General features: G+C 74.2%; 17 protein-coding genes. 9 read left to right on the top strand and 8 right to left on the bottom strand.

All coding sequences use genetic code 11. The annotated features are described in order from the left end of the window. Positions 1-5: 5 nt before the first annotated feature. Entirely contained in the window at positions 6-1214 is a 1209-nt protein-coding gene (locus HNR13_RS04475) for an ATP-binding protein (protein WP_179604644.1), read from the bottom strand. Beyond that, complete coding sequence (locus HNR13_RS04470) at positions 1211-1861, bottom strand: response regulator transcription factor (RefSeq protein WP_179604643.1); 651 nt, start codon at positions 1859-1861, stop codon at positions 1211-1213. Before HNR13_RS04470 ends, HNR13_RS04475 begins: the two co-directional genes overlap by 4 nt. Positions 1862-1981: 120 nt before the next feature. On the opposite strand from HNR13_RS04470, the gene HNR13_RS04465 reads away from it, so the two are divergent. From HNR13_RS04465 to HNR13_RS04450, 4 genes are read left to right on the top strand one after another with little or no spacing between them, the layout of a single operon-like run. Beyond that, a complete protein-coding gene (locus HNR13_RS04465; RefSeq protein WP_179604642.1) occupies positions 1982-2605 on the top strand; it encodes a hypothetical protein in 624 nt (207 codons plus the stop codon). Beyond that, positions 2592-3689 carry a peptidoglycan-binding protein gene (locus HNR13_RS04460; RefSeq protein WP_179604641.1) on the top strand — a complete coding sequence of 366 codons (1098 nt, stop codon included), beginning with the start codon at positions 2592-2594 and terminating at the stop codon, positions 3687-3689. Before HNR13_RS04465 ends, HNR13_RS04460 begins: the two co-directional genes overlap by 14 nt. Further along, positions 3686-4381 (top strand): ABC transporter ATP-binding protein, encoded by a 696-nt coding sequence (locus tag HNR13_RS04455; protein WP_179604640.1) that lies wholly within the window; start codon positions 3686-3688, stop codon positions 4379-4381. The genes HNR13_RS04460 and HNR13_RS04455 overlap by 4 nt, the downstream gene beginning before the upstream one ends. Beyond that, positions 4378-5586 (top strand): ABC transporter permease, encoded by a 1209-nt coding sequence (locus tag HNR13_RS04450; RefSeq protein ID WP_179604639.1) that lies wholly within the window; start codon positions 4378-4380, stop codon positions 5584-5586. The genes HNR13_RS04455 and HNR13_RS04450 overlap by 4 nt, the downstream gene beginning before the upstream one ends. 21 nt (positions 5587-5607) lie before the next feature. Here the strand turns inward: HNR13_RS04450 and HNR13_RS04445 are convergent, their stop codons facing one another. Beyond that, on the bottom strand, positions 5608-6882 hold the full coding sequence (locus HNR13_RS04445) for a mannosyltransferase family protein (protein ID WP_179604638.1): 1275 nt from the start codon (positions 6880-6882) through the stop codon (positions 5608-5610). Positions 6883-7057: 175 nt separating this feature from the next. Continuing rightward, positions 7058-8473 (bottom strand): hypothetical protein, encoded by a 1416-nt coding sequence (locus HNR13_RS04440; protein ID WP_179604637.1) that lies wholly within the window; start codon positions 8471-8473, stop codon positions 7058-7060. A gap of 152 nt (positions 8474-8625) precedes the next feature. Between HNR13_RS04440 and HNR13_RS04435 the strand changes: the two genes are divergently transcribed. Beyond that, entirely contained in the window at positions 8626-9150 is a 525-nt protein-coding gene (locus HNR13_RS04435; protein WP_179604636.1) for a DUF2127 domain-containing protein, read from the top strand. A gap of 61 nt (positions 9151-9211) precedes the next feature. Here HNR13_RS04435 and HNR13_RS04430 read toward each other — a convergent pair whose 3' ends face one another. Then, on the bottom strand, positions 9212-9736 hold the full coding sequence (locus HNR13_RS04430) for a gluconokinase (protein WP_179604635.1): 525 nt from the start codon (positions 9734-9736) through the stop codon (positions 9212-9214). A 1-nt stretch (position 9737) separates the two neighbouring features. After that, positions 9738-11183, bottom strand: coding sequence for a GntP family permease (locus HNR13_RS04425; protein ID WP_179604634.1), 1446 nt, complete (start codon positions 11181-11183; stop codon positions 9738-9740). A gap of 146 nt (positions 11184-11329) precedes the next feature. Here HNR13_RS04425 and HNR13_RS04420 point away from each other — a divergent pair, with 146 nt between their 5' ends. After that, entirely contained in the window at positions 11330-12031 is a 702-nt protein-coding gene (locus HNR13_RS04420) for a FadR/GntR family transcriptional regulator (RefSeq protein ID WP_179604633.1), read from the top strand. Positions 12032-12043: 12 nt separating this feature from the next. Here the strand turns inward: HNR13_RS04420 and HNR13_RS04415 are convergent, their stop codons facing one another. After that, positions 12044-13351 carry a serine/threonine-protein kinase gene (locus tag HNR13_RS04415; protein ID WP_179604632.1) on the bottom strand — a complete coding sequence of 436 codons (1308 nt, stop codon included), beginning with the start codon at positions 13349-13351 and terminating at the stop codon, positions 12044-12046. Next, positions 13348-13764 carry a hypothetical protein gene (locus tag HNR13_RS04410; protein ID WP_179604631.1) on the bottom strand — a complete coding sequence of 139 codons (417 nt, stop codon included), beginning with the start codon at positions 13762-13764 and terminating at the stop codon, positions 13348-13350. Before HNR13_RS04410 ends, HNR13_RS04415 begins: the two co-directional genes overlap by 4 nt. A 90-nt stretch (positions 13765-13854) precedes the next feature. Between HNR13_RS04410 and HNR13_RS04405 the strand changes: the two genes are divergently transcribed. From HNR13_RS04405 to HNR13_RS04395, 3 genes are all read left to right on the top strand, one after another. After that, complete coding sequence (locus HNR13_RS04405; protein ID WP_179604630.1) at positions 13855-14013, top strand: hypothetical protein; 159 nt, start codon at positions 13855-13857, stop codon at positions 14011-14013. Between the two features lie 85 nt (positions 14014-14098). Continuing rightward, positions 14099-15136, top strand: coding sequence for an L-glyceraldehyde 3-phosphate reductase (gene mgrA / locus HNR13_RS04400; RefSeq protein ID WP_179604629.1), 1038 nt, complete (start codon positions 14099-14101; stop codon positions 15134-15136). 374 nt (positions 15137-15510) lie between these two features. After that, positions 15511-17082 (top strand): glycosyltransferase family 39 protein, encoded by a 1572-nt coding sequence (locus HNR13_RS04395; protein WP_179604628.1) that lies wholly within the window; start codon positions 15511-15513, stop codon positions 17080-17082. Positions 17083-17130 lie beyond the last annotated feature (48 nt).

Below are 17130 nucleotides of genomic sequence, written 5' to 3'. Positions count from 1 at the left end.
GGGCGTCACGGAACGGGCGCGCCGGCGGGTTCCTCCGCCTGCGCGCCCGCCCGAGCGAACCGTACGGTCACCTCCAGCCCGCCGCTCGCCGGCGCGACCGCCGTCACCGTCCCGCCGTGCGCGAGCGCCACCGAGCGGACGATGCTGAGGCCCAGGCCGAAGCCGTCGCCGGTGCGGTCGTTGAGCCGGGCGAAGGGCTCGAAGAGGCGGTCGACCTCCTCGGCGGGGACCGGCGGCCCGGTGTTCGTCACGCGGAGGACGACCTCCTCGCCCTCCTCGGTCACCGTCACGGTGACCTCGCCGTCCGGGCGGTTGTAGAGCAGGGCGTTCTCGACCAGGTTGCCGATCAGGCGCTCCAGGAGGGCGGCGTCGCCGAGGACGACGCCCTCGTCGGTCGCGACCTCGATCCGCACCCCGCCGCGGTGCGCGCGCTCCGCCACGTCGCGGGCCAGGTCGCCGAGCGCGACCGGGCGGGAGTCGACGACGATCCCCTCGCTGCGCGTGAGGGTGAGGAGCGCGTCGATCAGCTCGCCCGCGCGGTCCGTCTCGGCGCGGATCTCGTCCCCGGCCCGCCGGAACTCGGCGGCGCTCGGCGACGGCTTGGCGAGTGCGACGTCGACGGTCGTCCGGATGACCGTCAGCGGGGTGCGCAGCTCGTGGCTCGCGTTGGCGATGAAGCGCTGCTGGGCGACGAACGCCGCCTGGAGCCGGTCGAGCATGTCGTCGAAGGTGTCCGCGAGCTCCCTCAGCTCGTCGCGCGGGCCGGTCAGCGCGAGCCGCGCGCTCAGGTCGCCGTCGCCCGCCGCGCGCGCGGCCGCGGTGATCCGCGACACCGGCCGCAGGATCCGGCCGGCGACCAGCCAGCCGACCACGCCGGACACCGCCGTCAGCACCACGAGCGCGATCACCGCGGCCAGCGCCAGGGACTCGAGCATGTTCGCGCGCTGCGCCGCGGCGAGCGCCTGCGAGTTGTGGGACAGCAGGGTCGCGCACTTGAGCTTGAGGTTGGCGTCGACGGGTGTGCTGCCGGTCGCGAGACCTTCGCAGGTCTTCCGGAACTGCGCGTCGTTCGCCGGGGTGTTGAGGTCGACCGCCTTCACGTTCGCCGCGACCAGCGCGTACGTCATCGCGAGCAGCACGAGCCCGGACGCCGCGAACAGCCCCATGAAGACCAGCGCCAGCCGTCCCCGGGCGGTCGAGAGCGCGCGGATCACAGCCGGTACCCCGCTCCGACGACCGTCTCGATGACGGGAGGGTCGCCGAGCTTCTTCCGCAGCCGCGCCACGGTGACGGCGACCGTGTTGCTGAACGGGTCGGCGTTCACGTCCCAGACGTGCTCCAGCAGCTCCTCCGCGCTGACGACGGCGCCGTCCGCCGCGGCCAGGCATTCGAGCACGCCGAACTCCTTGCGGGTGAGCGCGAGCGGACGCCCGGCACGGGTGACCCGGACGCGCGGGCGGTCGATCACGAGGTCGCCCGAGCGAATCACCGCACGCTGCGAGGGCTCTCTCCTGCCGAGGGCGCGCACCCGCGCGACCAGCTCCTCGAACGCGAACGGCTTGCCGAGGTAGTCGTCCGCGCCGAGCTCGAGGCCGTCCACGCGGTCGGCGATGTCGGCTGCGGCGGTGAGCATGATGATCCGCACCGGCCGGTCCCGGCTCGCGAGCTCCCGGCAGACGCGGTCGCCGTGCACGCCGGGGAGGTCGCGGTCGAGGACGACGACGTCGTAGTCCACCTCGTCCGTCTGCTCCAGCGCCCGGGCGCCGTCGTAGACGACGTCGGTCGCGAGGCCGGCGTCCGTGAGGCCTTCGGCGATGAGATCGGCCAGCTGGCGGTGGTCCTCCACCACGAGAACGCGCATGCCTTCATTGTCGCGGCCGAGAGATGACACAGCCATAACACGGCCGGTTCGGCTGCTGTCATCGGCGCGGAGCTAGAACGGGTTCAGCGTCCGGCCCCGGGCGCGATCAGGAGGTGGACGATGAAGCGCACCCTCGCCGTCGCGCCCGTGCTCGCGGCGCTCGGCGCCGCACTGACGCTCGGCGCGCTGGCACTCGCCGGCTGCACATCGGGAGGCGGCGGCCCCACGGTTCCCGCGCTCGGCGGCGCGACCTCCGCCGCGACCGGCTCGGGCGGCGACCGCACGGCCCAGGTGCACGCGGTCGCCGAGTGCATCCGCACGCACGGCGCCCCCACGTACCAGGACCCGGTCATCGACGCGGCGGGCCACGTGTACTCCGACACCCGGAGCCTCGACCGGCTGAGCAGGTCGGCGCTCGACGAGCTCGACCGCTCCTGCGGGGCGCTCGCCGCCCGCGCCGGCTTCAGCCCGACCGACGAGCCGCCCGCGCCGCCCGCGCTGGTGGCGGCCGGGGTGCGCTCGGCCCAGTGCCTGCGGCAGAACGGGATGCCGAACATGCACGACCCGACCAGCTCCTCGACCTACACGCCGGGGCACGGCTTCGGGCTGCGGGCGAGCGACCTCCCGAACAACGGCGCGCTGGGCAAGGCCGACCCGGCGGTCCAGCGGGCGTTCAGCGCGTGCCGGCAGCTGCTGGACGCGGAGATCCGCGCATCGGAGCTGGCGAACCTTGCGAAGGGGTGAGCGCTCGGCGGTCTACTGGACGCTGACGACGTGCGTGCTGGTCGCCGCGGCGGCGGTGGGCGGCGGCGCCTGGACCGCCGCGCACTCCGCGCCGCCCGCGCGGACCGTCGTGCCCACGGCCACGGCGACGGTCCAGTCCACAACCCTGTCCAGCACGACCCAGCTCTCCGGCACGCTCGGCCACGGCGCGTCGCGCACCCTGTTCAGCCCGGCCGGCGGGACGGTCACCGGCGTGCCGGCCGTCGGCTCCACGGTGGCGGACGGCGGGGCCCTGCTCTCGGTCGACGGCCTGCCGGTCGTGCTCGTCGACGGCGCGGTGCCCGCGTGGCGCGACCTCGCCGTGGGATCCGCGCCCGGCGCCGACGTCGCCCAGCTGGAGCAGTACCTCGTCTCCGCCGGGTTCGCGGCCGGACTCGACCTGACCGTCGACCAGGACTACACCTGGGCCACGGCGACCGCCGTCGCGCGCTGGCAGCGCGCGGTCGGGCTGCCGGCGACCGGCGTCGCCGCCCGCTCGGAACTGGTCTTCGCTCCGGCGCCCGTGCGCGTAGTCGCCGTCGCCGCGCCCCTCGGGTCGCGCATCTCGGACGGCCAGCCCGCGCTCGAGGTCGGGTCGACCGCGGCGGAGGTCACGGCCGACGTCCCGGCGGCGCAGACCTACCTCGTGCACGCGGGCGACCGGGTCACCGTGACGCTGCCCTCCGGGCAGACGGTCCCCGGCTCGGTCACCGGGGTCTCCACGGTCGCCGAGGCGGCAGGGAGCGGCGGGGGCGGTGGCGGCGGGCAGCAGGGCGGCCCGGTGACCGTCCCGGCGACCGTCGTCCTGGACGACCCGGCCGCGGCGGCCGGACTGGACCAGGCGCCCGTCACCGTCCAGGTCACCGACCGGACGGTGCACGACGTGCTCGCCGTGCCGATCACCGCGCTCGTCGCGCTCGCCGGCGGCGGCTACGGCGTGTACGTCGTCGACCGCGGCGGCCGGCGGCTGGTGGCGGTCACGCCGGGGCTGTTCTCCGGCACGCTGGTGCAGGTCGGCTCCGGCTCCCTCCGCGCGGGCGACCGGGTGGTGATCCCGTCCTCATGACCGCGCACGCAGACCTGGTCGAACTCGACCACGTGAGCATGGAGTACCGGACTCCGGTCGCCTTCACGGCGCTCCGCGACGTCGGGCTGCGGATCGCGAGCGGCGAGACCGTCGCGGTGGTCGGGCCGTCCGGATCGGGGAAGACCACCCTGCTCGGCATCGTCGGCGGCCTGGAGCGGCCGACTTCCGGCGCCGTCCGGCTGCTCGGGGAGGACCTCGCGGCGCTCTCCGACGCGCAGGTCGCCGCCGCCCGGGCGCACAGCATCGGCTTCGTCTTCCAGCGCTTCCACCTCATCGAGCATCTCAGCGTGCTCGACAACGTCGCGACCGGCCTGCTCTACACCGGGGTGCGCGCCCGTGACCGGAGGAATGCCGCCCGCGCGGCCCTCGCGCGCGTCGGGCTGGGGCGGCGCGAGACGGAGCGGGTCGGCCACCTGTCGGGAGGCGAACGCCAGCGCGTCGCCATCGCCCGCGCCGTCGTCGGCGAGCCGCGGCTGCTGCTCGCCGACGAGCCGACCGGCAACCTCGACTCCGCGACAGGCGGCGCCGTGGTCGAGCTGCTCGCCGGGCTGGCCGGACCGGGCACCGCCGTCGTGGTGGTCACGCACGACCCCGCCGTGGCCGGCGCGCTCGCTCGCCGGATCGCGGTCCACGACGGCGAGATCGTGGACGACACCGGGAGGCCGGGATGAGCGCGGCCGGCGAGCGGCCGCGCTCCGTCCTCCGCCTCGGCGACGCCGTCGCGACCGGGTTCACCGCGCTCGCCGCCCGGAAGGCGCGGAGCCTCCTCTCGATCACCGGCATCGCGATCGCCGTCGCCTCACTGGTCTGCGTGACCGGGCTGGCGGCCTCGGCGCAGGCCGCCCTGATCGACCAGCTCGGGCGCGACGGCAACCTCCTCACCGTGGCCGCGGGGCAGACCTTCAGCGGCAACCCGACCCCGCTCCCGCCGACGGCGGAGACGATGGTGCGGGCCATCCCGCCGGTCACCGCGGTCACCGCGGTCGGGACGGTGCCGGACGCGACGGTGCGCCGGACGGACGCGATCCCGGCGCTGCAGACCAACGGCATCACCGTCCTCGCCGCCGAGCCGTCGTTCGGCGCGGTGATGTCGACGCCGCTCGTCGCGGGCCGGGCCCTGGACCGGGTGGCCCAGGCCTACCCGGAGGTCGTGCTCGGCTTCAGCGCCGCCCAGAACCTGGGCATCGACCGCCTCGACGGCGGCACCGCGGTGACGATCGACGGCGCCTCCTGGCCGGTCGTGGGCATCCTGGCGCCCTCCACCGTCGCCCCGGAGGTGGACGACGCCGCCCTGGTCTCCTTCCCGGTCGCGGTCCGCCTGCTCCACTTCGACGGCACGGCGACCCGCATCTACCTGCGGGCGGACCCGGACCAGGTCGCGGCGGTGGACGCGGTGCTCCCGTTCACCGTGTCGCCGCAGCAGCCGGAGGCGGTCGAGGTGCGCCGGCCGTCCGACATCCTCACCGCCCGCATCGCGGCGAAGAACGCGTTCGTCGGCCTGTACGTCGCCCTGGCCGCGGTCGCGCTGCTCGTCGGCGGCCTCAGCATCGCGAACGTCATGATCGTGGCCGTGGTCGAGCGCCGCACGGAGATCGGCCTGCGCCGCGCCCTCGGAGCGCGCTCGCGCCACATCGCGCAGCAGTTCCTCACGGAGTCGGCGCTGCTGGCCCTGATCGGCGGGCTGATCGGCGCGGGCATCGGCGCGGCGGTGACGGCTGCAGCCGCGACGGCTCAGGGCGAGCAGGTGATCGTGCCGCTGCCGTCACTGGCCGCGGCGCTCGCGGCCGCCGTGTCGGTCGGGCTCGTCGCGGGGGTGTGGCCCGCGCTGCGCGCGGCACGGCTGCCGCCGGCGGAGGCGCTGCGGGCGGGTGAGTGAGGGGAGCCGTCGGCCCGCGCCTCAGTCCACCCACACCCCGTTCACGAACAGCGCGGTGTTCACCGCGAGCAGCACCAGGCCGGCCCCGAGGACGGTGGCGAAGATCCAGCGCCGGCGGGGGTCGGTCACCGTCGTCGCGGCCAGGATCGTCAGGGGGAAGAGGATCGCGCTGGCGCGGGCGATCGAGAGGTACGTGGTGCTCGTCATCATCGCGACCGCCGTGAGGCCGACGTAGGCCGCCGCGCCCCACTGCCTGCGGCGGATCAGGACGACCAAGCCGGTCACGATGAGCGCCGCGAAGACGAGGTCGGCGGCGTTCTGGAGCTGGTGCTGCGCCGGCGGGACGAAGATGAACGCGACGGTGTTGCCGAGGCTGACCCACGGCCAGTTGAGAGCCCGGTGCCAGCCGAGGTGCTGCGCCACGAACCAGGCCGCCGGGTTGCCCGTCCAGGCCCAGAGCGCCGCCCAGTAGACCCCGATGCCGGCCCCGCCGATCGTCGCCGTGCCGAGGGCCTTCAGCAGGTACGGCTCGCCGCGGGCGCGGAGGCGGACGGCGACCAGGACCGCGAGGCCCGCGATCAGGAACAGCCCGTCGATCCGGGTGAAGGAGGCGCCGGCCGCGAGGAGGCCCGCGCTCAGCCACCTCCCGCGCTCCGCGCACAGCCAGGCGCCGAGGGCGAACGCGACGAACAGCGCCTCCGAGTACGGCGCCACCAGGAACAGGGCGTACGGACCGAGGACGAAGAGGAGCGTCGCGGCGACCGCGACCCGGTCGCCGTACCGGTGGTGGGCCAGCCGCCAGACCAGCAGCGCGGCGACGAGCGACGCGACCGCGGCCACCGCCTCCAGGGCGATCACGATCTGCTCGGGATCGGGGTGCGGAACGCCCACCATCGCCAGCGCGACCCGTGCGGACGCCGGGAAGCCGGGGAAGAACGCGGCCCAGGTGGGCCCGCTCTCCGGGCCGACGTAGCCGTGCTCCGCGATCGAGGCGAAGTACAGGCTATCCCAGCGGAAGAAGAGCGTCACCGGCGACAGGGCGGCGGCGTGGCCGCTCGCCACGAGCACGACGGCCCGCACGCACAGCGCCCAGCCGAAGATCAGCGCGTGGGCGACCGCCCACAGCGCCACCGGCACGACGACGGCCCGCGATTGCAGCCGGCCGAGCAACCAGGACCAGAGCCAGCGCGGGCCGGCGGGCCGCAGTCCGGCGATCCCGGACCCGGCCACGGCCGGACGCTCCAGCGTGCGCGTGCCCGTCAGCTGCGCGCGCCCGTCCTCCGCGCTGCTCGTCATCCGCGCCCGCCCGTCATCCGCGCCACCGTCATCCGGCCGCCACGTCCCGCTCGATTCTCGCCACGACACAATCCAACCCGAGGGACCCCGTGCGAAGGCGGGATAGCCCCGTTTGTTCACCATCGAATCCGCTCAGACTCCCGTCGTTCAGACTCCCGTCGCTCCGCCCGGCGGCTCAGCGGCTGTCCTCCGTCGTCCCGCCGTCGAGGGAGCGGCACGGCACGCTGACCGACCAACCGATCGTCTCCTTCAGGTTGACGAACCTCAGCTCGTCGTCCCGCCGGCACTGCGCGGCCGCGCTCGCGAGCTGGGGCTGCCAGGCGGGGCCGTCCGAACGGCGCGTGAACTGCGGTCCCGCCTGGGCGAGGATGAGGGCCGCGGACAGTCCGGCTGCCGCCAGGACCGACCAGACCCGCCACGGCCGGGGCGCGGGTCCGCCGAGCGCGCGCCGGACCGCGGCCTCCCGCCGGCGCGCGAGGGCGACCGTCGCCGCCACGGCGGGCACGAGCGCGAGCAGCATCGACGGGACGACGCCGTAGCGGGTGAGCCACGCGGTCTGCAACTGCGCCGGGGTGAGGCGCGCGTAGTCGTAGAAGGTGTTCGGGTTGGCGGCGACGCTCACCGTGTACAGCAGCACCGAGCCGGCCAGCGCCGCGATCACCAGCAGCCGCTGCGCGCGCGAGCCGCGGACGACGACGTACAGCGCCGTCGCAACGACGACGGCGAGGACGCCGAGCCCGACGGCCGGGCCGGTGGCCGCCAGCACGTGGCCGAGCTGCGCCTGCGGGACCGCGAGCGGCATGACCGCGTTGATGAGGTACCCGTACGCCATCGACAGCGGGTCGACGGCCGGGTTCGTGTTCTCCGCGCGCGGCCAGCCGAGGGTGACGACCAGCTGCACGGCCAGCCCCGCGATCAGGCTCGCGCGGACCAGCAGGACCCGCCGGTCCCGCCACGACGGCAGGCCGGGGCCGCGGAGCAGGAGCAGCGGCGCGAGGAACAGCGCCTGGATCTCCGTCAGCGCCCCGAGGAACGCGACGACGGCGAGCACGACACCGGCGCGGAGCGTCCGCGGCCGGGACAGCGCGATCCAGAACAGCGCCCAGAGTACGAGCGAGTGCAGGTCGGCGAGGTCCCCCAGCACCTCGCGCGGCACGAAGGGCGCGAGCACGGTCAGGCCGGCCACGAAGAGCCGCGCGGGCAGCCACGGGACCAGGTCGCGGGCGCAGACGAACACGACCACGGCGAGGCCGCCCGCGATCGCGCACGCGGCAGCGGTGGTCGCCAGCGCCCACCAGGAGACGGGGAGCAGCACGACCGCCGCCGCGACCAGCCGCGGGACGGTGTGCAGGTAACCGGCATAGGGCTGCAGGAGCACGGCCGGCCCGCCGAGCGCGGCCGAGGAGATGAACGTGCGCCCGTCCTCGGCCCAGAAGGTGTCGCGGGCGATCGCGGGGATCCGCAGCCAGGCCAGCACCGCGCAGCCGAGGCCGAGCGCGATCAGGAGCACGACCGGCCGGCGGGCGACGGCGTCGCGCAGCCGGACGGTGCGGGAGCGCGTGACGATCGGCGCGACGGTCATGCCCGTCACCTCCGATCTCCTCCCTTCCATCTCACCCGATCGTGCCCTGGATTCAGCCCAGAATCCGGCCGGTCCGCTGAGAGTTCGTCAGGGCTGGCCGACGGATCCGGCAGCCCACCCGGGCGCCCGCGCCGCGATAGCATGCGGCGCAGGAGGACGCGATGCGGGAACGGGTGCTCGATCTGGTGTTCCTCCTCGGCGTGCTGTTCAAGGGTCTGGACGGGCTGGTCGAGGTGGCCGGCGGGGTCCTGCTGCTGTTCACCACTCCGGCCGCCCTGCTCAGCGCGGCGAACCGGGTGACGGCGGAGGAGCTGTCCGAGGACCCCCACGACCTCATCGCCAACCTGATCGTCCACGGCGCCACCCACCTGCACTCCGGCGGCGTCGCGTTCGTCGCCGCCTACCTGCTGCTGCACGGTGTGGTGAAGCTGGCGATCGTCGTCGCGCTGCTGGTCGGGTCGCGCCGGGTGTACCCGTGGGCGATGGTCGCGCTCGGGGCGTTCCTGATCTTCCAGCTGTACGAGCTGGTGACCAAGCCGTCCGTAGGGGTGGCGGTCCTGACGGTGTTCGACGCGGTCATCATCTGGCTGACCTGGCGCGAGTGGCGGCGGAACCGCGAGCTGCGGACGACGTGGCGCGGGACGGTGGCCTGGGTGTTCCGGCGGCCGGCTCCGACGCAGGAGTGAAGCCGGGCGGAGCACCCGGGGCCGGGCGGAGCACCGAAGCCGGGCGGAGCAGCGGGGCCGCTCAGGCGGCCAGGGCCTCCGGAAGGCCGAGCCCGCCCAGGATCCGGGCCGCGAGGACGTCCGGCTCCGCGTCGATGTCCGCCGTGACACCGGCCTCGTCGGCGCCGAGCGGCTCCAGAGTGCGCAGCTGCGAGTCGAGCATCCCCGCCTTCATGAAGTGCCCGCTCCGCTCCGCGATCCGCCGCTCGAGCAGGTCCCGCGAGCCGCTCAGGTGCGCGAACACCACTCCCTCGCCGCGGAGGACGTCCCGGTAGCGCCGGGCGAGCGCGGAGCACGCGACCACCACGGGCCGGCCGGCGGCGCGACGCTCGCGCATCCGGTCGGCGATCGCCGCGAGCCAGGGCGCCCGGTCGGCGTCGTCGAGCGGGACGCCCGCGCTCATCCGTTCGACATTGCGGGCCGGGTGGAGGCTGTCGCCCTCCAGCAGCTCCCAGCCCAGCCGTTCGGCGAGGAGGGCGGCGACGGTGGACTTGCCGCAGCCCGCCACCCCCATCACGACGATCGTGGTCACCCGGCTCGCGGTCATGTCAGCCTCCGATGACCAGGGCGATCACCAGGGTTCCGGCGAGACCGACGACCGAGGCGATGCACTCCAGGACGGTCCAGCTCTTCAGCGTCTGCGGGATGCTGAGCCCCAGGTACTCCTTGACCAGCCAGAACCCGGCGTCGTTGACGTGGGAGAGGAACAGCGAGCCGGAGCCGATCGCCAGCACAAGCAGCGACACCATCGGGGTCGACAGGTGGGCGGTCAGCGGCACCATGATCCCGGCGGCGGTGACCGTGGCGACCGTGGCCGAGCCGGTGGCGACGCGGATCAGCGCCGCGATGAACCAGGCGAGCAGCAGGATGCCGATCCCGTTGCTGCCGTGGGCGAAGGACGCGATGACCTGGCCGATGCCGGTGTCGACCAGCACCTGCTTGAAGCCGCCGCCGGCGCCGACGATGAGCAGGATGCCGGCGATCGGGGGCAGCGATGCGGTGAGGCTGGCCTGCAGCGACTTGCGGTTCATCCCGCCGGGGATGCCGAGCAGGAAGAAACCGGCCAGCACGGCGATGGTGAGCGCGATGGCGGGCGTGCCGAGGAAGTCGAGGATCGTCTTCCACTCGGCGGTGGCCTTCGGGGCGGTGATGTCGGCGAGCGCCTTGCCGAGCATGAGGACTACGGGGAGCAGGATGCTGATGAGCGCGAGGGCGAACGCGGGGCGCTTGCGGTCGGCGGCGGCCGCGGTCGCGGCGGCGTCGTCGCCTTCGCCCTCGGTGCCGAGGAAGAGGCCTGGCACGTCGACCGGCACCCACCTGGCCGCGAAGCGGCTGAACACCGGTCCGGCGAGGATGATGACCGGGATCGCGACGAGCACGCCGAAGGCGAGGGTGACGCCGAGGTTCGCGCCGAGCGCGCCGATGGCCACGAGCGGGCCCGGGTGCGGCGGCACGAGGCCGTGCATGGCGGAGAGGCCGGCGATCGCCGGGAGGGCGACCCGCATCAGCGGCAGCCTCGACCGGCGCGTCACCAGGATGATGACCGGGATGAGCAGGACGAGGCCGATCTCGAAGAACATCGGCAGGCCGATGATCGCGCCGACCAGGCCCATCACCCACGGCAGGGCGCGGACGCTCGTGCGGGAGACCAGCGTGTCCACGATGCGGTCGGCGCCGCCGGAGTCGGCGAGCAGCTTGCCGTACATCGCGCCGAGCGCGATCAGGATTCCGACGCTGCCCTCGGTCGCGCCGAAACCGGTGATGAAGCTCGTGGTCGCCGCGTCGGCGGCCATGCCGGCGACGAGGCCGGTGACGAGCGAGCCGAGCAGCAGCGACAGGAACGGGTGGATCCGCAGCCAGGTGATGAGGACGACGATGACGGCGACGCCGACGACGGCGGCGAGGATCAGCTGCGGCTCGGAGGAGGCGGGGTGCGGCGCGGCCGGCGCCGCTGCGGCGGCGACGCGGAGCGCGCTGGAGGGAAGGTCGATCATGAGCATCCTTGGTCAGTCATGGGGACGTTGTGCTCGGCCACCCTACATATAAATCAGATAAATGCGAAGTCGAGCGAGCTTTCGTATGTATTAATCGCGGCGTAACCGTGTTTGTCCAGACGTAAGGGATCCTCGATAATGAGGCCATGCCTCCAACGGACTCCCTCCACGAGCTGGCCATCGAGTCCGTCGGCAGCCGCATCGTCACCGGGGCGATCCCGCCGGGCTCGGTGCTCACCCCGGAGGGTCTCGGTATCTCCCGCACCGTACTCCGGGAGTGCATCCGCGTCCTCGAAGCCCTGGGCCTCGTGCAGGCCAGACGGCGCCGCGGGACGGTCGTGCAGCCGGAGACCGAGTGGCGCGTCCTCGACCCGCGCGTCATCGCCTGGCGCCTCGCCGGCCCCGACCGGCTCGCCGCGCTGGGCACCCTGAGCGAGCTGCGGCTCGCGATCGAGCCCGTCGCCGCGCGCCTCGCCAGCACCCGCGCCACCCCGGAGCAGTGCGGCGCGCTCACCGAGGCGATCGTCGGCATGGCCTCCACCCAACGCGCGGCCGACCACGGCGAGTACCTGGCCTACGACCAGGCGTTCCACCGCGTCCTGCTGGAGGCCTCAGGCAACCCGGGCTTCCGCGCGCTCAGCCGGGCCGTGGTGGAGGCCCTGTCGGGCCGCACCGCGCACGCCCTCATGCCGCACACCGCCAACCCCGAGGCCATCCGGCTGCACCAGGAGGTCGCCGGCGCGGTCCGCTCGGGCGACGGCGCGCGTGCCGAGGCGGCCATGCGCGCGATCGTCGAGGAGGCCGACGCCGCGGTGCAGGCGATGGCGCGGGAGGACTCCGGAGCCTGAGCGCGTCCCCGGCTACGGCCCCGAGTTCGACACGTCGTGCTCGAGCTGCTTGAGGTGGTCGCCGAGCGTTCCGCCGACCGCCGGGTAGCTCCGCACCGGGTCCGGCGCGGGCTGCCCTCCCGCCGTCAGGGCGCCGATCGCGATCGCGATGACCACCGCGATCAGCACGACGGCGGCCGCCACGATCGCGAGCATGCCGCGCCGCAGCCCGAACACCGCGCGGGAGGTCCGGGTCGTGGCCGCAGGCGCGGGCGCGGCGGGCGCAGGCGCGGGCGCGGCGGACGCGGTCACCTGCCGCGTCGGCGGGAGCACCGTGGTCGCGGCGGACGCGGTCACCTGACGCGTCGGCGGGAGCACCGTGGTCGCGGCGGTGGGCCGCTCCTCGGGCATGGGCAGCAGCAGCGTCGGGGCGAGCCCCTCGGCGTCGGCGGCGGCGTCCGGCGGCGGGGCGGCCTGCGTCCGGGGCCCCGCGCTCGCCAGCAGCTCCCCCAGGCGGGCGGCCACGACGTCCGCGGCCGGCCGGTCGCCCGGCTCGCGCGCCACCATGGACCGGAGCAGCTGCCGCCAGTCCGGGTCCAGCGTCGCGGGCACCTCCGGGTCGCGCGCCAGCCGCGCGGCGGCCGACTCCACACCGCTGCCGGGGAACTCCCGCCGGCCGGTCAGGCACTCCAGGAGCACCAGGCCGAGCGAGTAGACGTCGCTCGGCGCGCCGACCGGCCCGCCCGCCGCCTGCTCGGGGCTCAGGTAGCTCGCCGTCCCGATCACGAAGCCCGTCGACGTGATCCTGGCGTCGTCGACGAGGCGGGCGATGCCGAGGTCGGTGAGCTTCGCGGCGACGCCCGAGGAGGTGGCGCCGGGCAGCAGGATGTTGGCGGGCGAGACGTCCCTGTGCACGACGCCCTTGGCGTGGATGTAGGCGAGCGCCCGCGCGATATCCGCCCCGAGCGCCGCGACGGCCGGCGCCGGAAGCGGTCCGGCCTTCAGGCGCGCGCCGGCGTCGGTGCCGTCGACGTACTCCAGCACCAGCACGCCCCGGCCGTCGACGTCCGACGTGGTGTCGAACAGCGTGACCAGGGAGGGGTGCGAGAGGTTCGCGAGCAGCCGCACCTCGGCCTGCTGGCGCTGGAGGTCCTCGGCGGAGGCGAACTCGCGTCGGAAGATCTTGAGCGCGACGTCCCGGCCGAGCATCTCGTCGTGGGCGCGGAAGACCTCGGCCATCCCGCCCGAGCCGACCCGCTCGACGAGGCGGTAGCGGTCGGCGACGCGCTCACCGGCGCGATGCGGCGCGGCGGCGGCGGGTGTCCTGCCGGTGGCGGTCATCCGTGGTCACCGCCCTCGTCGCCGCCCTTGCCTTTGCCCTTCTTGTCCTGCGGTTTCTGTTGCTGTTGCTGCTGCTGCTGCTGGAGCTGCTTGATCTGGTCCTGCAGGGCCTGGCGCTCGGCGGCGTCGCGGAGCTGCGTGAGATCGGCCTCGACGGCCGCGATGGACTTCGCGATCGCGTCGTGGCGGTCCGCGGCGATGGTGCCGGCCTTCAGTGCGGCGTCGTTCTGCTGCTTCAGCGCCGCCAGCTGCGCCAGGGCGCCGGCGTAGTCCTTCCCGCCCGCGGCGGTCACCACGCTCAGCACGCCGTGCTGCAGCCGGCTCGCCGTGTCGGTCGTGTAGGTCCCCCCGGCGCAGCCGGCGAGGCCGAGCGCGAGGGCGACGCCCGCCGCCGCGATGGGTAGTCGTCTCATAGCCCAGAGCACAGTAGTCGCAGAACGGGGCGGTGTCGAGTCGGCGGGCGCGCCATTGACCTGCGGCCCCGGAGGGAGTTCGGTGTGAGCATGGTTGCTCTCATCATCGTCCTGCTCGTGATCTGGCTGATCCTCGCGATCCTCGGCTTCGCGGTCAAGGGTCTGCTCTGGCTGGCGATCCTCGGGATCGTGTTCTTCGTGATCACCGCGATCGTCGGCTGGCTGCGCCGCGGGGCGTCGCGGAGCTGACCGCGGCCGATTGATCCGCGCGACGGCACAATCGCATCGTCGCGCCCTGTTGGACGAACCCGTGCGCGTGCACGAGGCTGGTGGCATGACCTACGTACCGAACGCGTCCCGCTACGACCGGATGCTGTACCGCCGCACCGGCCGCAGCGGTCTCGACCTGCCCGCGCTGTCCCTCGGGCTCTGGCACAACTTCGGCGACGACCGGCCGCTGGAGACGCAGCGCGCGATCGTCCGCCGCGCCTTCGACCTCGGGATCACGCACTTCGACCTGGCGAACAACTACGGGCCGCCGTACGGCGCGGCCGAGCTCAACTTCGGCCGCATCCTGCAGGAGGACCTGCGGCCGTACCGCGACGAGCTGATCGTGTCGTCGAAGGCCGGCTGGGACATGTGGCCCGGCCCGTACGGCCAGGGCGGCGGCAGCCGCAAGTACGTGCTCGCCAGCCTCGACCAGTCGCTCACCCGGCTCGGCCTCGACTACGTGGACATCTTCTACTCGCACCGGCCCGACCCGAGCACGCCGCTCGAGGAGACCATGCAGGCGCTCGACACCGCGGTGCGCAGCGGGAAGGCGCTGTATGTCGGGATCTCGTCCTACGGCGCGGAGGAGACGCGGCGCGCGGCGGAGATCCTCCGCGAGCTCGGCACCCCGCTCCTCATCCACCAGCCGTCGTACTCCATGCTGAACCGCTGGATCGAGACGGAGGGCCTGCTCGACGCCGCCGGCGAGCTGGGCGTCGGCGTCATCGGCTTCACCGCGCTGGCCCAGGGCATGCTCACCGGCAAGTACCTGGACGGCGTCCCCGAGGGCTCGCGGGCCGCCGCCGGCACCTCCTTCGACGCCGACTGGCTCACCGACGAGGCCGTGGAGCGGCTGCGCGGTCTGAACGCGATCGCGTCCGCGCGCGGGCAGTCGCTCGCGCAGCTCGCGCTGGCCTGGGCGCTCCGCGACCCGCGGGTGACCTCGCTGGTCATCGGCGCCAGCAGCGTCGCCCAGCTGGAGCAGAACGTGGGCGCGCTCGACAACCTCGCGTTCACCGCCGAGGAGCTCCGGGCCATCGACGAGCTCGCGATCGACGCGGGCGTCGACCTCTGGGCCGGCGCGCGCCGCGGGGAGCTGTAGGGCCTCCCGCTGCCGCGTACCACTCCCGCGCCGCCCCGTGAATCCCCTGCCCCGGATGCGCGAGCGCACGTAATCTCCCTAGTAGCACGCTGGATGCGGCGGAGCGTGGATCACGGACACCCCCGTCTTCCCGGCGTGTGTGGGGCGGATCCCGGGCGGCAGGGCGTGTTCGCGCCCGCGCCCGGGATCCAGCACTCAGACACGCGACTTCCGCTGACCGGAAACGCGGGGTGAATTCTCCGCAAAGTATGCGCTTCCGCAGTGGACCTTCAGCGACTCCCCGGGGACGTCTGGTTGGGTGGTCTGCGGACGTGCGTGCGCGAGGCGCTGCACGTGTGCGAGAACAGAGCCAGGCGCCAGGAGACGGGGGTGGGATGAGCGCGCTGACCGCGACAGAGCGCCCCACCGGCGTCGCGCCCCTCCGTGCCGTCCGGCCGTGGACCATCGCCGTCGCGTTCGGGCTGCTCGCGACCGTCATCTGCGCCGCAGGCAGCTGGATCCCGTCGCTCTGGGGCGACGAGGCGACCACCCTGATGTCGGCCCGGCGGCCGGTGTCCACGCTCTGGCCGATGCTGTTCCATGTCGATGCGGTGCACGGGCTGTACTACCTGGGCATGCACGGCTGGATCCGTCTGGCCGGCGAGAGCCCGTTCGCCCTGCGGCTCCCGAGCGCGGTCGCCATCGGGTTCGCCGTCGCGGCGGTCACGCTGCTGGCCGGCCGCAGGGGCGGCCCGAAGGCGGCGGTCGTCGCCGGCATCGTCGCGTGCGTCCTCCCCCGGCTGACCTACGCGGGCGAGGAGGCCCGGTCGTTCGCGTTCACCGCGGCCGCCGCGGGCTGGCTGACCCTGCTGCTGCTCTGGCTCGTGGACGGCAGCGGGCGGACGGCGCCCGCCTCGGTCCGGCGCACCTGCTGGGCCGTCTACGCCGCCGGGCTGGCGCTCACGTCGTACCTCTTCCTCTACACCGCGTCGCTCGCCCTTGCGCACCTCGCCGTCCTGCTGCTCTCCCGGGCGTCGCGGCCGACGCTGCGGGCGTGGCTGATCGCCACCGGCTGCGCCCTCCTCGCCCTCGCCCCGCTCGGCCTGCTGGCGTTCTTCGAGCGCAGCCAGATCGGCTACCTGGCCGACCAGAGCACCGACCCGCTGAGCCTGCTGTGGCAGCCGTGGTTCGGCAACGGCTGGGTGGCTGTGGCGGCGTGGGCGCTCATCCTGCTCGCGATCGGCGCCTGGGTGCGCGACCGCTGGGGACGACCCGGGGCCACTGCCTCCCCGGAGGGCGAGCTGCCGATCGGGGCCACGCTCGTCGGCGCCGCCTGGCTCCTGCTGCCCACGGGGGCGATGCTGCTGGTCAACCTGGTCTTCCCGATGTACACCGGCCGCTACTCCACCTTCGCGGCGCCCGCCGCCGCGCTGCTCATCGCGGAGGGCCTGCTCGTGCTCGGCCGGTTCGTCGCGCGGCGCAGTGCGATCCCGGCGGTCGCGGCGACCGGGGTGGGCGCCCTGCTGTTCATCGCGGTCTCGACCCCGGCCTACCTCGACCAGCGCGGTCCGTACTCCAAGAACGACTCGGACTGGTCGGAGGTCAGCAGCGCGATGGCGTCGGTGGCGCGACCCGGCGACGCCGTCGTCTTCGACGAGTCGACGCGGCCGTCGCAGCGCCCGCGCCTCGCGATGCACACCTACCCGTCCGGCTTCGCCGGCGTGATCGACCCGACGCTGGAGACGCCGTACACGCACAACATCGGCTGGGCCGACCGCGTCTACACCATCCCGCAGGCGGCGGCGCGCGGCCGGTTCGACGGGGTCCAGCGGGTGTGGCTGGTCGAGAACGACATGGACGGCAGCCTCCACCACTACGGCCTGGCCGACCTGGAGGCGCTGGGCTTCCACGAGACCGGACGCACCGTGCCGACGCACCGCACGATGCTGATCGAGCTGACCCGCTGACCTCCCGTCCACCGATGCCCCCTCCTCGCCGGCGGCGCGGGCAGCCTA

This window comes from Leifsonia shinshuensis (genome assembly GCF_013410375.1).
In the GTDB taxonomy this organism is placed as follows: Bacteria; Actinomycetota; Actinomycetes; order Actinomycetales; family Microbacteriaceae; genus Leifsonia; species Leifsonia shinshuensis.
This window is presented reverse-complemented; position numbering and strand designations above follow the sequence as displayed.

Excerpts from the sequence above, each read along its gene's own strand:
- HNR13_RS04435 (WP_179604636.1), top strand. The coding sequence starts at position 8,626 with ATGCGGGAACGGGTGCTCGATCTGGTGTTCCTCCTCGGCGTGCTGTTC.
- HNR13_RS04420 (WP_179604633.1), top strand. The coding sequence starts at position 11,330 with ATGCCTCCAACGGACTCCCTCCACGAGCTGGCCATCGAGTCCGTCGGC.
- mgrA (WP_179604629.1), top strand. The coding sequence starts at position 14,099 with ATGACCTACGTACCGAACGCGTCCCGCTACGACCGGATGCTGTACCGC.
- HNR13_RS04450 (WP_179604639.1), top strand. The coding sequence starts at position 4,378 with ATGAGCGCGGCCGGCGAGCGGCCGCGCTCCGTCCTCCGCCTCGGCGAC.
- HNR13_RS04425 (WP_179604634.1), bottom strand. The coding sequence starts at position 11,183 with ATGATCGACCTTCCCTCCAGCGCGCTCCGCGTCGCCGCCGCAGCGGCG.
- HNR13_RS04405 (WP_179604630.1), top strand. The coding sequence starts at position 13,855 with ATGGTTGCTCTCATCATCGTCCTGCTCGTGATCTGGCTGATCCTCGCG.
- HNR13_RS04395 (WP_179604628.1), top strand. The coding sequence starts at position 15,511 with ATGAGCGCGCTGACCGCGACAGAGCGCCCCACCGGCGTCGCGCCCCTC.
- HNR13_RS04465 (WP_179604642.1), top strand. The coding sequence starts at position 1,982 with ATGAAGCGCACCCTCGCCGTCGCGCCCGTGCTCGCGGCGCTCGGCGCC.
- HNR13_RS04415 (WP_179604632.1), bottom strand. The coding sequence starts at position 13,351 with ATGACCGCCACCGGCAGGACACCCGCCGCCGCCGCGCCGCATCGCGCC.
- HNR13_RS04410 (WP_179604631.1), bottom strand. The coding sequence starts at position 13,764 with ATGAGACGACTACCCATCGCGGCGGCGGGCGTCGCCCTCGCGCTCGGC.
- HNR13_RS04470 (WP_179604643.1), bottom strand. The coding sequence starts at position 1,861 with ATGCGCGTTCTCGTGGTGGAGGACCACCGCCAGCTGGCCGATCTCATC.
- HNR13_RS04430 (WP_179604635.1), bottom strand. The coding sequence starts at position 9,736 with ATGACCGCGAGCCGGGTGACCACGATCGTCGTGATGGGGGTGGCGGGC.
- HNR13_RS04455 (WP_179604640.1), top strand. The coding sequence starts at position 3,686 with ATGACCGCGCACGCAGACCTGGTCGAACTCGACCACGTGAGCATGGAG.
- HNR13_RS04445 (WP_179604638.1), bottom strand. The coding sequence starts at position 6,882 with ATGACGAGCAGCGCGGAGGACGGGCGCGCGCAGCTGACGGGCACGCGC.